The sequence below is a fragment of the Hoeflea sp. IMCC20628 genome (genome assembly GCF_001011155.1).
GTDB lineage: Bacteria > Pseudomonadota > Alphaproteobacteria > Rhizobiales > Rhizobiaceae > Hoeflea.
This window is the reverse complement of the sequence record NZ_CP011479.1, coordinates 725,007-738,046: the sequence shown is the minus strand read 5'-3', so window position 1 is coordinate 738,046 and position 13,040 is coordinate 725,007. Positions and strand designations below refer to the sequence as shown.

Genomic DNA, 13,040 nt, shown 5'->3' with positions numbered 1-13,040 from the left:
AACCCGCAGCAGAACCGGTAAAGATTGACAGGCTTGCCTTCGGGATTTCATAACAAAGGGGGAAACGGCGGGGATCATGATGCAAGGCATCAAAATTATCGGCGCTTTATGCGCATTGGCCATTGCGGTTGCCGGTTGCAACAGCACAGAGCAGACCCTTCAGCCGATTCCCGGAGATCAGCAGGCCTCGTCTGAAAACGCCGGGCTTTCATCCTCTGCCACCACTGAGGTGTTTGCAAACGCGCCAGGCTCGGTGGCGGGATCACAAACCCCGGCAGATCCGGCGGCACAGGCACCGGTTTCACTCGCTGGCGGGCAAGTGCGCGGCCGCATCCGCTTCATGCCCGTCATTGGAGCGCCTGTGAATGCCGTCACGCCCTTGTCGCGGCAATTGGCTGTCGAGGCGCGCAATCGCGGCCTCGCGATCCTGAGCGCATCCGATAATGGCGGCGATCATGTCCTGAAGGGATATTTCTCGGCGGACAATTTCGACGGCCAGACAACCGTGTTTTACGTTTGGGACGTCCTTGACACCACCGGAGCGCGATTGCATCGCATTCAAGGCCAGGAGAGCTTCCCTGGCGGCGCCGGCGATCCATGGGCATCCGTGCCCGCAGACGTGATGGAGCGAGTCGCCGCCCGTTCCCTGGCAGATTACACGGCCTGGCGCGGTCTTTGAAACAGAACCACCTGCAATAGGCATGACCGGCACTTGCGATCCAAAGCTGTAGCCAATGCTTCGGCTCAAGGGTTTGCCGACCAAAATCCGTTCCAATTAACAGAAAAATTGCGCGCTTGACGGATGGGTGCTTGCAATCACCGGACGCCCCGCTAAAACGCGAACCAACGGGTTGGCGCCCCGTCCCCATGAGCGACCCTGCACATGGCGTGACGCGGCCGAAAAAAACAGGCGGTCCCAAATGAAGGTTTTCGCAGGAAACTCGAACCGACGTTTGGCGGAATCCATTTGCAATTATCTCAATGTGCCGTTGGGCAAGGCAAGCGTCAGGCGCTTCGCCGATCAGGAGATCTTTGTCGAAATCCAGGAAAATGTGCGTGGCGAGGATGTTTTCATTCTCCAGTCCACCTCTTATCCGACCAATGACCACCTGATGGAACTGCTGATCATGATCGACGCCTTCCGGCGTTCGTCAGCACGGCGGATCACGGCAGTGCTTCCCTATTTCGGCTATGCCCGCCAGGACCGGCGCGCATCAGGCCGCACGCCGATCTCGGCCAAGCTTGTGGCCAATCTGATCACCGAGGCCGGCGCCGACCGGGTGCTGACGCTTGATCTTCACGCCGGCCAGATCCAGGGTTTCTTCGATATCCCGACCGACAACCTGTTCGCCATTCCGGTGATTGCCCGCGACATCAAGGCCAAATACGAGCTGGAAAATGTCGTCGTCGTCTCTCCCGATGTCGGCGGCGTGGTCCGCGCCCGTGCGCTCGGCAAACGGCTGGGCGCCATGCTGGCGATCGTCGACAAGCGCCGAGACCGGCCCGGCGAATCCGAAGTGATGAACATCATCGGTGAAGTGGAAGGCAAGGACTGCATGCTGATCGACGATATCGTCGATTCCGGCGGCACCCTGTGCAATGCTGCCGAAGCACTGCTCAACAATGGCGCCAAATCGGTCACCGCCTATATCACCCACGGCGTCTTGTCGGGCGGTGCAGTGGCGCGCGTGTCGTCGTCAAAACTCAAGGAACTGGTGATCACCGACTCGATCCAGCCGACTCAGGCGATCCAGACCGCGCCGAACATCCGGGTGATTTCGACCGCATCGCTGATCGGCGAAGCCATCAACCGCACCGCGGCTGAACAGTCGGTGTCGAGCCTGTTCGACTGACACCGACCGCCATTCAGGCGATCAGAATGACCGCGATGCCTGCAAGCGTCGCGGCTCCGAGAACCAGAAACAGATTGAGATGAAAGCGCAGCAAAGCCACGCCCGCCCCAAGCGCGATGGCGAGAGCGGCGGCGTTCAGGCTGGAAAGATCGGGCACCGGCAGCACAAGCGGTCCGAACTCCACCTCCCCCACATTCCCGAACAGCACGTGCAGCGCAAACCAGACCGCCAGATTTGAGATCACCCCGACCACGGCCGCTGTGATCGCCGACAATCCGGCTGACAGCCATCTGACCGAGCGCAACCGCTCGATATGCGGCGCACCTGCGAAGATCCACAGAAAGCACGGCGCGAAGGTGAAAAACAGCGCCAGCGATCCACCGAGCAGCCCGCCGGTCATTGGATCCAGACCGGCCTCCCGCGCCCCGCCGAGAAACCCGACAAACACCAGCACCAAAATCAGCGGCCCCGGTGTGGTTTCCGCCAGTCCCAGCCCGGCCAGCATGTCCCCCGGCACCAGCCAGCCATGCACCTCGACCGCTTGCTGACCGACATAGGCAAGCACCGCATAGGCGCCGCCGAAGGTGACAATGGCCGCATTGGAGAAAAACAGCGCCATCGCGGCAAAGGTCTCGGGCACGCCGGGCAAAATCAGCAGCAAGGCCAGCGGCGCGAGCCAGATCGCTCCCCAGACTGCAAGTGTCCGCAAGGTCGGCCCGGTGAGGCCCGGCAGCTTCACCGCCCGGTCCCCATTGTCTTCAGCCGCCATGCCATCTTGCTTTGTACGGCCCATGATTGACGCGAGGATGCCAATGACGCCCGCCCCCAGAACAATCAGCGGGAACGGCAGTTTGAGGAATGCAATGGCAACGAAGGCGAAAACCGCCAGCACCCAGGCAAACCGGGTCTTGAGCGCCCGTTTCGACACTCTGAGCAGCGCTTCGACGACAATGGCCAGCACCGCCGCCTTGAGCCCGAACAGAACACCAGCCACCACCGGCAGGTCACCATAGTGAAAATAGACAGCCGACAGCGCCATGATCACAGCGAAACCGGGCAGAATGAACAACAGCCCCGCCAGCAATCCGCCGCGAACCCCGCGCAGCAACCAGCCCGAATAGGTCGCCAGTTGCATGGCCTCAGGTCCCGGCAACAGCATGCAGAAATTCAGCGCATGCAGAAACCGTGGCTCATCCAGCCAGTTGCGTTCCTCGACCAGTTCGCGGTGCATCAGCGCGATCTGCCCGGCCGGACCGCCGAAGGACAACAGTCCGATGCGGCCAAAGACGCGAAACATCTCGGTCCACGAGGGAGAAGATATGAAACTCATGAGGCAACTCTTTCCGAAGCCGGGCTGTGGCTCTGATGGCTGACATGACGGCACCAGGCAAACAGCGCGTCATATATCAGCATGGCTTGTTCGAGCATTGCCAGATCATCATCTTGCAAGGATGACAATCCAGCCAAAATCGCCAAAAGCCCGGCCGATTGCGGCTCAAGCTCCAATTGGGAGCTCTCCGCACCGCTGATGATGCGGGCCAGATATTGCAAGGCCGGGTCTGTGATCGCAAACGACTCGAGCAAGGCATCGACACTGCCACGCTCACAATTCGCACCGTGACAGCCGTAATCAGCACCCTCGACATCAAAGGCAATCGCGCCCATCTCCGCGGCGATATCGGCCACCCATTCGGCTTCGACAAAGTGAAACTCCGCCAATGGATCAATGAACCGGCGCACCAGCCATGCAAAGCCGAGGCCATCGATCCCGGGCCTTCCGCTGCTAATCCACCGTGTCGGCTGCGGCAGCAGCAACGGCACCTCCGGCCCTCGCTGTTTGAGCACCAGCCCGCCAAGTTCCTCGTAGGCGTCGATACCGCCTTCAAGATGCCGCGCGTCAAAACCCTGGGCCCGCAACCGCGCCACCGCCAGCTGGCTGACATTGTGACCGTGCAGGCAATAGACCACGATCGGCTTGCCGAGCTTGCCCAGGTCCGGGCCCCAGGCTTGGGTTTGCATGTGGTCGCGCCACACCGAACCGGCAATGGAGCGCGCCTCTTCTTCAAATTTGAAACAGCGGGTCGCAGCAACCACGGTTGGCCAGTTGCTGGTGCCGGAGAGTATGGACAATTCTTGTGCCGAGATGGATTTGGAAATGGATGTCCCCTTCGCATAAATACGAAGGGCGGAGCTTGGGCTTTCGCCTGCACCGGGGAGTCCACCCGTAACCCCGTGACGCCAGCTTTAGGCCATCGATCCCTGCCCGGCAAGTCGGCATCAGTATACCGGCTCAAAAGCTTGCAATCGCGCGGTTGCTCGGCTATAGCGGCGACGTCCGTGCAGACACCCTTGGAGGCAACGCGGATGAGGCGCCGGCAACGGCGCTTGATGTTTTTTGGGACCAGCACAAGCCGGTCACCATAAAACAGCCCCAGATTAGAACCTCGAAAGGACTTGCCATGAGCAAAGTTGCATATGAGCTAAAGGCCGAGGCGCGCGAACGGGTTGGTAAGGGGTCCGCCCGTGAACTTCGCCGCAACGGTTTGATTCCCGCTGTCATCTATGGTGACAAGAAAGACCCGGTTTCCATCGCGCTCTCGCGCAATGAAATCACCAAGAAGATGCATGCGGGCGGTTTCTTCACCACGCTTGCGACCATTGAGGTCGAAGGCAAGAAGTACAGCGTGCTGCCCAAGGACATTCAGCTTGATCCGGTGCGCGATTTCATCTTGCACGTCGATTTCCTGCGCGTGTCGAAGAACACCCAGGTGACTGTGGATGTTCCGGTTCACTTCGCAAACGAAGAGAAGTCCCCCGGCCTCAAGCGCGGCGGCGTTCTCAACGTCGTGCGTCACACGGTCGAGTTCCACTGCCCGGCCAATGCGATTCCGGATTCGATCCACGTTGACCTTACCGGTCTCGAAATCGGCGACGGCATTCACATCTCGCATGTCACGCTGCCTGAAGGCGTCGAGCCGACGATCACCGATCGCGATTTCACCATCGCAACGATTGCATCGCCAGCCGGCCTGAAGAGCGACGACAATGCCGCTGGCGACGACGATGCTGCTGAAGATGCAGCTGAAGGCGACAGCGAAGAATAAGCTGTCCTGGCACATTATTGAGGAACAGGCTCCATGTTGCTGATCGTAGGCCTTGGAAATCCCGGACCCCAATACGCCAGGAACCGGCACAATGTCGGATTTATGGCGGCGGACGCAATTGCCCGCCGCCATTCGTTTTCCGGATTTTCGAAAAAATTCCGCGGTGAAATCGCCGAAGGCACCCTTGCCGGCGACAAAGTGCTGCTGCTCAAACCGATGACCTTCATGAACCTGTCGGGCGACAGCGTCGGCGAAGCCATGCGGTTCTACAAGCTCTCGCCTGCCGACATCATCGTCATGCATGACGAACTCGATCTTGCCCCGGGCAAGCTCAAGCTCAAGACCGGTGGCGGCAATGGCGGCCATAACGGGCTCAAATCCATCGACGCCCATTGCGGCAAGGACTACAAGCGGCTCAGGATCGGCATCGGCCATCCCGGGCACAAGGACCGCGTCAATCCGCATGTGCTGGGCGATTTCGCCAAGTCGGATCAGGAATGGCTGCAGCCGCTGCTCGATGCCATTGCCGACCATGCGGACCTGATCGCCAGTGGCGATGACGCAGGCTTTCTCAACAAATTTGCGATGGTTACCGGCACGGCGACACCCAAGCCTGCCAAACCGGCAAAAGCTGACGCCGCTGGCACAAAGCCGGCTCCAACAGCAAAATCCCACATCCGCCAGGCGCACAACTCCGCACAGCCAAAAATACTGCCAACATCAGGCCCGATGGCCGATATGTTGAAAAAACTGTTCGGCAACAAGGACTGACCAGCCGGGCCGGAACGCTTCAGCCTGGATCACAATTCGGCAATGCGCTGCCAGAACAGATCGACAAAGCCGCGAATTCCGGCTTCGATCAGCGTTGCTATACCCAGTCCGGCCCCGTCGACCAGTACCATGACGCCAAGACCGCCAAAGACCATAAATGTAACCGACAGTCGCAGGTTCTTCAGGCTGTCGAGGCGATAATATCCCGCATCATCAAACTCGACACCCCAGAGATAATCGCCCCAGCTGTAACCGCCTGACACCAGGATATTGACTGTCGGGGTATCAGAAATCTTGTCGGGAAACACGTTGAACACCGCCCGGACAGTGTGGGCAAGCACGCCAAGAATCGCGAAAATCACTCCCGCGACTGCAAAATGCCAGGTGGCAAGTTCGGTTTCCATGACGGTCACTCCCGGATTGGACAAACAACAAGGTTGCACAAGAACCTTTCCATCATGTTGATCCTGACAATTGCGAGCGGCACTTGACCCTGGCGGCCCTTTCCCGCATAGCCTGCGGCAATTCCCCTTTCAGACACGAGACGAGCAATTCCATGGGTTTCAAATGCGGCATCGTCGGGCTGCCTAATGTCGGCAAGTCCACACTGTTCAACGCACTGACACGGACGGCTGCCGCGCAGGCGGCCAACTATCCGTTCTGCACCATTGAGCCCAACACCGGTGAAGTTGCCGTACCCGATCCGCGTATGCGCAAGCTCGCCGAAGTGGCCGGGTCGAAAGAGATCATCCCGACCCGCATCGCCTTCGTCGATATTGCCGGCCTTGTCCGCGGCGCCTCCAAGGGTGAAGGCCTGGGCAACAAGTTTTTGGCCAATATCCGCGAAGTCGACGCCATCGTTCACGTGCTGCGCTGCTTTGAAGATGACGACATCACCCATGTCGAGGGTCGCATTGACCCGGTCAGCGATGCCGACACCATCGAAACCGAGCTGATGATCTCCGACCTCGAGAGCCTCGAGCGCCGCACCGAGCAGACCCGCAAGCGCGCCGCCTCCAAGGACAAGGAATCGATGACGGTGCTGCCGATGATGGAAGCTTCGCTGAAGCTGCTGCAGGAGGGCAAGCCGGTCCGCACCATGCTCAAGGGACTGGCCGACGAAGACCTGGAGATCCTCAGGGGCCTCAACCTTCTGACCGCGCACCCGGTGCTTTATGTCTGCAACGTCTCTGAAGCCGATGCAGTCGACGGCAATGCCCACACCGAGGCTGTCGCCAAGATGGCAGCCGAACAGGGTGCCGAGAGCATCGTCATTTCCGCGGCCATCGAATCCGAAGTGGCGCAGTTGCCGGACGAGGAAAGCCAAGAATATCTTGCAGCGCTCGGACTGGAAGAAGCAGGCCTTGATCGCCTGATCCGCGCCGGCTACAGCCTGCTTGACCTGATCACCTATTTCACCGTCGGCCCCAAGGAAACCCGCGCCTGGACCATCGAGCGCGGCACCAAGGCCCCGGCCGCCGCCGGCGTCATCCACACCGATTTCGAACGCGGCTTCATCCGCGCCTTCACCATCGCCTATGACGACTATGTGACGCTCGGCGGAGAAGTCCCTGCCAAGGAAGCCGGCAAGGCGCGCGATGAAGGCAAGGAATACGTGGTTCTTGACGGCGACGTCATCCACTTCCGCTTCAACACCTGAGCAGCCATCTCTGCGGCTTCAGACCATTAACCGGATTACGCTAACGGCATTGTTGGCGTAATCGGGATTGGTGCGCTTGCGCCATTTTGAATACAGGTTCAGGTTCCCACGATGAACACGCAGACCCATTTATTGCTTGCCACTGCCTTGCTTGCCCGGCCGGGCCGGGAGAACCGTGTCGGCAATGCCGCTGTCATCGCCGGGGCCCTTCTTCCCGACGCAGTCATCTTTGTGATGTTCGGCTGGTCAAAACTGATTGGCGCGCCTGAATCCGAAGTCTGGTCAAGCTGGTACTTCAACCCGCCCTGGCTCACCGCGATTGACTGGATGAACTCGCTGCCGCTGTTTTCCGGGCTGCTTCTGCTGGGCTTGCTGCTGCCGCGCGGACCACTCGTTCTCGCCGGGCTTTCCTCGGTGCTGACGCTGTTTGCCCTGGCAGCGATCACCCATCTGCTGGGGGATCTGCCGTTTCACGTCAATGACGGGCATGCCCATTTTGTGCCGTTCTCGCAATGGCGGTTCGTGTCACCAATTTCCTATTGGGATCCGCGCTATTACGGCAATATCGTTTCAGTGATCGAGCTGCTTCTGGGACTGACCCTGATCGTCATCCTGTGGAGGCGGTTCCAGGCAAAAATCATCCGCGCCATTCTGGCTTTGGCAGTGCTGACTTACGCAGTACCCTATGTCTGGTTTGTGCTGCTGGGCGGACACAGTGAACATAATGCGTCGGCAGCGCTCACGCTCATCCCCATGACGCAATGGGTTTAACCGCGGTGGGCGCGCAAGGACCTGCAAATGCACAGGTCCTATGCCCCTACGCAGCGGAAAAGCCGCCGGTCAGGTTTTCTTGATCGGGCAGGTCGACAGCCCGAAAATCGAATAGAGCGGGCAGGTGCCGAACAGGCCGGTGAACAGTGGAATGATGCCGATCAGCGTGAAATAGCGCCATGAAGCATCCTGGTAGATAAAGAACATCGCAAGCAGAACCAATCCAGCAAGGATGCGGATTCCGCGGTCGACACTGCCAACATTTGACTTGAACATTTCGAGCTCCTTTTCCGGCGCCAGACGATCCTGCCGACGCATACATCATCAGTACGCAATATAAGCGCCGGCGCTTTGACAGGGATCAATCCCGTCTGAGAGCCAGAAGACAACAGCAACCAATCCTGGTGATCGGCAGTTTCTGTGCAGGCCCTGCGATCGGAAGAACTTGGCTTTATGCGCACCTAAGCGGTGGACATGTATGTCAAAAATAAATATGAGTATTTTTGTCATGTATTTTAGAGACGTCTTCCACGCCGCCTGAGCGGCTGGGCGAATCCAGCAGCAGTTCGAGTATCATTCATGCGTAAATCCGATAGCCAAGCGCCGGTTCCTCCACAATCAGAGCTGCCTGCACCCCAGGCAGATCCTCCTTTGGCCCCGAACCCAGACGGCCCGGCCGAGGCAATTGCTTCAAGCACATTGTTTGGAAGCCGCCGGGAGATCACCATATCCCATGAAGGCTCGCTCTACCGCTTGCGCATCACCCGTCAGGGCAAGCTCATTCTCAACAAATGACCTCGGAACAGACATCTGCAGCATTGCAACCAACCTTGCGCGATTACGAGAGCCAGGCCCGCCACATGCTGAGCGCCGACCGGGCTGCGTATTTTTTCGGCGGCGCGGCTGATGAGTTGACGCTTGAGGTCAACCAGAAGGCCTTTTCAGCGATAGAGCTTCTGCCCCGTGTGCTGCGCGATGTACGCGGCGGCTCCACCGAACTGACCCTGCTGGGCCAGCCTATGGCGCATCCGGTTCTGGTGGCGCCTGTCGCTTACCAGAAACTGGTTCACCCCGATGGGGAAGTGGCGACGGCGATCGGAGCCGCCGCCCAGGACACAGCCATGGTGCTGAGCGCGCAAAGCAGCATTGATGCTGCCGAGGTCCGCGCTGCCAGTGCTGGCTGCGGCTGGTTTCAGCTTTACTGGGGTCCGTCACGCGCCGCCAATCTCGATCTTGTGCAGCGAATGGCTGAGCTTGGTTTCACTGCAATCGTGCTGACAGTCGACGCCCCGGTTCAGGGTGTCCGCGATCGCGAAACCCGCACAGGCTTCCGGCTTCCGGTGGAAGTCTCGGCGGTCAATCTCGCAAACATGCCCGTCCCTCGCTTCGCGCCACTGGAGCAAGGCGAATCGATCCTTTTTGACCGCATCGCCGATGTCGCACCGGGATGGGCGGATGTGGAATGGCTGTGCCGGAACTCACCCCTGCCGGTGATTGTCAAAGGCATCGTCCACCCGGGTGATGCGCGGCAGGCTGTCGAAGCCGGTGCCAGCGCCATCATCGTCTCCAACCATGGCGGCCGGGTGCTCGACACCATGCCGGCCACCATCACATTGCTGCCTGCCATCGTCAGGGCAATCGACGGGGCTGTTCCGGTGTTGATGGATGGCGGCGTGCGGCGCGGCACCGATGTCCTGAAGGCGCTGGCGCTGGGGGCTTCAGCAGTGCTTGTCGGGCGCCCGGTGATTGCCGGCCTGACTGTCGCCGGTGCTGCCGGTGTCAGCCATGTGCTCAGACTGCTGCGCGACGAACTCGAGATCGCCATGATGCTGACCGGATGCCGCACATTGGACGACATCACGCCAGACATCATCTATCGGCCAGCCACCATCTAACGACCAGACTGACTACCGGAACGAGTAACGGATCGGCGCCAGCAGTGTGAAGCTGTCGCCTTCGAGATAGCTTGGCGGGGTCGGCAGCTTGCCGATCTCCTCAAAGACGGCAAGCGCCGCCTCATCAAGCACTGCTGAGCCTGAAGAAGTCTCGATCATTGACGACTGAATGGTCCCATACTGGTCAAGCGTGAAGCGGACCCGCACTTCCCCCTCGATCTTTTTCTCTCGCGCCAGTGCCGGATATTTCCGGACCTTGCTGATTCTGAGCACGATATCGCGCTGCCATTGGCGCACTTCCTCTTTCTGCTCCGCGGTCAATCCTTCTCCCGTCGCCTTGGTGGTCTCGGCAGTTTCCTCGGCTGCGACGGCCGCGACTGATGCATCTGCAGCATCACTTTCTTGGGCGCCGGTGGTGCTGGGCTGCTCGACGTCCTCCGGCTTGTACTCCGTGGCGATCTCGTGGGCGATCTCTTCTGTGTCCTCGGCGGGCTCCGGACTGGCCACACCAAATTTCAGACTGTCGTCCTCCACCTTGTAGGGAATCTGGCTGAGCATCGGCTCTTCCGCGGCCTTGGCCGGATCGACGACTTCAGGGCTTTCGGTGACAGTCGGCGCCTCGGCAGAGTCGACCGCTTCGGCGCTGTCTTCCGCCATGTCCGCAGGCGCTGCAATCAGGTCTGAGAGATCAAACATGATGGCGCCGGTAATGCCTGCATCCACCGGCTGTTCGATCATCACGGAGGGCTGGTCGCGCAAGGCCAGATAGGACAAGCCGCCATGCAGTCCGACGCTGACCACCGCAGCGCAGGCCCAGAACCAGATGCCTGACGCCGACCGCTGATAGATCAGGCTCACGGCTGCTGCCCTGTTGCAACCGGAGCAGAAGGCGCAGTTACACCGCTGCCGGTCGAGTTTTGCTCTTCCGGCGGCAATGCGCTTTCATCCAGCCCCACCAGTCCGATCTTCAGGAACCCGTCGGCGCGCAGGATGTTCATCACCCGGATGAACTCTCCATAGGGCACAGACTTGTCAGCGCGGATGTACAGCCGCGTGTCGCGCTTTTGCAGCGTGGCAATGCCGACATCGATGTAAAGCCGCTCGAATGTCGTGCTGGTCTCGCCGACCGACAACGCTAGATCCTCGGCAATCGTGATGAACACCGGCTTGAGCGGCCGCTGTGGCGGCTCGGCGACAGCCACCGGCAGTTCAACCGGGATATCCACCGTCGACAGTGGTGCTGCGATCATGAAGATGATCAGCAGCACCAGCATCACGTCGATGAAAGGTGTGATGTTGATGTCGTGGTTTTCAGCCAGTTCGTCGTCGTCAGCAATTCTGCCAGCCATGGCCCTTACTCCGCAGCCTCGGCAAGATCGGACACAAGCGCGGTTGGCTCAGCAGCCGCTGCGTTCCCCGATACTTTCTCCGCCATATCGAGATCACGCGACAATGTGCGTTCGACCAGCGCACCGGCGTCAGCCAGCATCACCTTGTAGCCGCCGAGTCCGCGCGCAATCAGATTGTAAAAGATAACCGCCGGTATAGCTGCCACCAGGCCGATCGCTGTTGCCAGCAAGGCTTCGGCAATCCCCGGCGCCACGACGGCCAGATTGGTGGTGTTGCTCTCCGAAATCGAAATGAAGGAGTTCATGATGCCCCAGACGGTTCCAAACAGGCCGACAAAGGGAGCAGTCGAGCCGATATTGGCGAGAATGCCTGTCCCCGACATCATGCTCCTGGCCGCACCGGCTTCGATCCGTGACAGCTCGGAGGAGACGCGTTCCTTGATGCCGGTCTTGTCCAGTCCGCCTGCGCTGCTGCGCTCGCGTTCACGCAAGGCTGCATGCACCATGCGGCCAACAATCCCCTTGCCATTTGCAAAGACCGCTTGCACCCCGCGCAGGCTGCCATGCGCGTCGAGCCGGCGGAAATTGCGCTTGAGCCTGGCGCGCTGCCAAACCAGATCCGTGGTCTTTGCAAAGAAGATCAGCCATGTCAGCACCGATGCAAAGGCCAGCGAGATCATCACCGCCTTGACCACCCAGTCGGCGGCCATGAACATGCCCATGGCGCTCAACTCGTCTTCGCCGGCCTGGTGAAGCCAGTCGGAAACACCGGCAGCAAGAGCGCCAAGCCACTGACCTTGAACGGCGGGCTGGGCGGCATCCTGCGCATTCGCGCTTCCTGCCAGCACCACCAGTGCGGTCAAAACACCATATCGGATCAGTTTCGTCTTCATTGTTCAGGTCTCTGCCCATGTGCGGATGAGGTTGTGGTAAATGCCGGTCAGGCGGACGACTTCGCTGTCTCCCGTATCCAGGCGCATGGCGAGAGACTGGATCGTCTGGTCAAGATCGAACAGCATGCTGCGATGCGCGTCCGAGCGGATCATGCTTTGCAGCCAGAAAAACGAAGACACCCGCGCGCCGCGACTGACCGGCACCACCTGGTGAAGGCTGGTCGACGGGTAAAGCACCATGTGACCGGCTTCGAGCTTTACCTCTTGCGTGCCATAGTGGTCCTCGACGACCAGTTCGCCGCCGTCATATTCGTCCGGTTCGCTCAAAAACACCGTCATCGACAGGTCTGTTCTGAGTCGCTCTTGCGTCAGGTGATTGAGGCGGATGGCATTGTCGACATGAACCCCGAAAGTCTCTTGCGCCTCATAACGGTTGAACATCGGAGGCAGAATTCTGAGCGGCAGAGCCGCGGATAGAAAAAGCGGGCTTGCAGAGAGTTTCTGCAGCAGGAACTGACCGAGCTTGAGTGCAGCATCGCTGGAAACCGGCAATTGCTGGTTCTGCTTGACCGACTGAGACTGGGCGCCGGCGGTTTTCGAACCAGACTCCCACTCGGCCGTGTCGAGCACCTCACGGAAATGGCGCACCTCATCCTTGCTCAGGATATCGGGAATTGTGATCAGCATCTGGCTATCCCATAAAAATGCGTTCCGGACGATCTGCCGCCCGGAACGCTGTGTCGT

Annotated in this window: 15 protein-coding genes and 1 pseudogene; 8 read left to right on the top strand and 8 right to left on the bottom strand. The window is 59.7% G+C overall.

Annotated elements, in window-relative coordinates; all coding sequences use genetic code 11:
* Positions 1-325: 325 nt before the first annotated feature.
* Together IMCC20628_RS25545 and IMCC20628_RS03470 are read left to right on the top strand one after the other, a co-directional pair.
* Positions 326-679 (top strand): annotated as a pseudogene (locus tag IMCC20628_RS25545) (hypothetical protein); the annotation flags it as partial.
* 241 nt (positions 680-920) lie between these two features.
* On the top strand, positions 921-1,853 hold the full coding sequence (locus IMCC20628_RS03470) for a ribose-phosphate pyrophosphokinase (RefSeq protein WP_047029053.1): 933 nt from the start codon (positions 921-923) through the stop codon (positions 1,851-1,853).
* Between the two features lie 13 nt (positions 1,854-1,866).
* Here the strand turns inward: IMCC20628_RS03470 and chrA are convergent, their stop codons facing one another.
* Positions 1,867-3,183 (bottom strand): chromate efflux transporter, encoded by a 1,317-nt coding sequence (gene chrA / locus IMCC20628_RS03465; protein WP_047029052.1) that lies wholly within the window; start codon positions 3,181-3,183, stop codon positions 1,867-1,869.
* Positions 3,180-3,983, bottom strand: a complete 804-nt coding sequence (locus tag IMCC20628_RS03460) for a chromate resistance protein ChrB domain-containing protein (protein WP_052766278.1) — start codon at positions 3,981-3,983, stop codon at positions 3,180-3,182. The genes chrA and IMCC20628_RS03460 overlap by 4 nt, the downstream gene beginning before the upstream one ends.
* 329 nt (positions 3,984-4,312) lie before the next feature.
* Here IMCC20628_RS03460 and IMCC20628_RS03455 point away from each other — a divergent pair, with 329 nt between their 5' ends.
* Both IMCC20628_RS03455 and pth read left to right on the top strand, forming a co-directional pair.
* Positions 4,313-4,957 carry a 50S ribosomal protein L25/general stress protein Ctc gene (locus IMCC20628_RS03455; protein ID WP_047032222.1) on the top strand — a complete coding sequence of 215 codons (645 nt, stop codon included), beginning with the start codon at positions 4,313-4,315 and terminating at the stop codon, positions 4,955-4,957.
* A 33-nt stretch (positions 4,958-4,990) separates the two neighbouring features.
* The gene (pth, locus tag IMCC20628_RS03450) at positions 4,991-5,728 is read left to right on the top strand and encodes an aminoacyl-tRNA hydrolase (RefSeq protein ID WP_047029050.1); all 738 of its coding nucleotides are present in this window, start codon (positions 4,991-4,993) and stop codon (positions 5,726-5,728) included.
* Between the two features lie 29 nt (positions 5,729-5,757).
* Here the strand turns inward: pth and IMCC20628_RS03445 are convergent, their stop codons facing one another.
* Positions 5,758-6,132, bottom strand: a complete 375-nt coding sequence (locus IMCC20628_RS03445) for a hypothetical protein (protein WP_047029049.1) — start codon at positions 6,130-6,132, stop codon at positions 5,758-5,760.
* A 152-nt stretch (positions 6,133-6,284) separates the two neighbouring features.
* Here IMCC20628_RS03445 and ychF point away from each other — a divergent pair, with 152 nt between their 5' ends.
* On the top strand, positions 6,285-7,388 hold the full coding sequence (ychF, locus tag IMCC20628_RS03440; RefSeq protein ID WP_047029048.1) for a redox-regulated ATPase YchF: 1,104 nt from the start codon (positions 6,285-6,287) through the stop codon (positions 7,386-7,388).
* Between the two features lie 111 nt (positions 7,389-7,499).
* On the top strand, positions 7,500-8,159 hold the full coding sequence (locus IMCC20628_RS03435) for a hypothetical protein (protein WP_047029047.1): 660 nt from the start codon (positions 7,500-7,502) through the stop codon (positions 8,157-8,159).
* A 69-nt stretch (positions 8,160-8,228) separates the two neighbouring features.
* Here the strand turns inward: IMCC20628_RS03435 and IMCC20628_RS03430 are convergent, their stop codons facing one another.
* Positions 8,229-8,435 carry a DUF2892 domain-containing protein gene (locus tag IMCC20628_RS03430; RefSeq protein ID WP_047032221.1) on the bottom strand — a complete coding sequence of 69 codons (207 nt, stop codon included), beginning with the start codon at positions 8,433-8,435 and terminating at the stop codon, positions 8,229-8,231.
* 375 nt (positions 8,436-8,810) lie between these two features.
* Between IMCC20628_RS03430 and IMCC20628_RS03425 the strand changes: the two genes are divergently transcribed.
* Positions 8,811-8,954 (top strand): hemin uptake protein HemP, encoded by a 144-nt coding sequence (locus IMCC20628_RS03425; protein ID WP_245307871.1) that lies wholly within the window; start codon positions 8,811-8,813, stop codon positions 8,952-8,954.
* On the top strand, positions 8,951-10,054 hold the full coding sequence (locus tag IMCC20628_RS03420; RefSeq protein ID WP_047029045.1) for an alpha-hydroxy acid oxidase: 1,104 nt from the start codon (positions 8,951-8,953) through the stop codon (positions 10,052-10,054). The genes IMCC20628_RS03425 and IMCC20628_RS03420 overlap by 4 nt, the downstream gene beginning before the upstream one ends.
* Positions 10,055-10,066: 12 nt before the next feature.
* Here IMCC20628_RS03420 and IMCC20628_RS03415 read toward each other — a convergent pair whose 3' ends face one another.
* From IMCC20628_RS03415 to IMCC20628_RS03400, 4 genes are read right to left on the bottom strand one after another with little or no spacing between them, the layout of a single operon-like run.
* Positions 10,067-10,912 (bottom strand): energy transducer TonB, encoded by an 846-nt coding sequence (locus IMCC20628_RS03415; protein WP_047029044.1) that lies wholly within the window; start codon positions 10,910-10,912, stop codon positions 10,067-10,069.
* Entirely contained in the window at positions 10,909-11,403 is a 495-nt protein-coding gene (gene exbD, locus IMCC20628_RS03410) for a TonB system transport protein ExbD (protein ID WP_047029043.1), read from the bottom strand. The genes IMCC20628_RS03415 and exbD overlap by 4 nt, the downstream gene beginning before the upstream one ends.
* Before the next feature lie 5 nt (positions 11,404-11,408).
* Complete coding sequence (gene exbB / locus IMCC20628_RS03405) at positions 11,409-12,296, bottom strand: tonB-system energizer ExbB (RefSeq protein ID WP_052766277.1); 888 nt, start codon at positions 12,294-12,296, stop codon at positions 11,409-11,411.
* Between the two features lie 3 nt (positions 12,297-12,299).
* A complete protein-coding gene (locus IMCC20628_RS03400; RefSeq protein ID WP_047029042.1) occupies positions 12,300-12,983 on the bottom strand; it encodes a Fe2+-dependent dioxygenase in 684 nt (227 codons plus the stop codon).
* Positions 12,984-13,040: the final 57 nt, after the last annotated feature.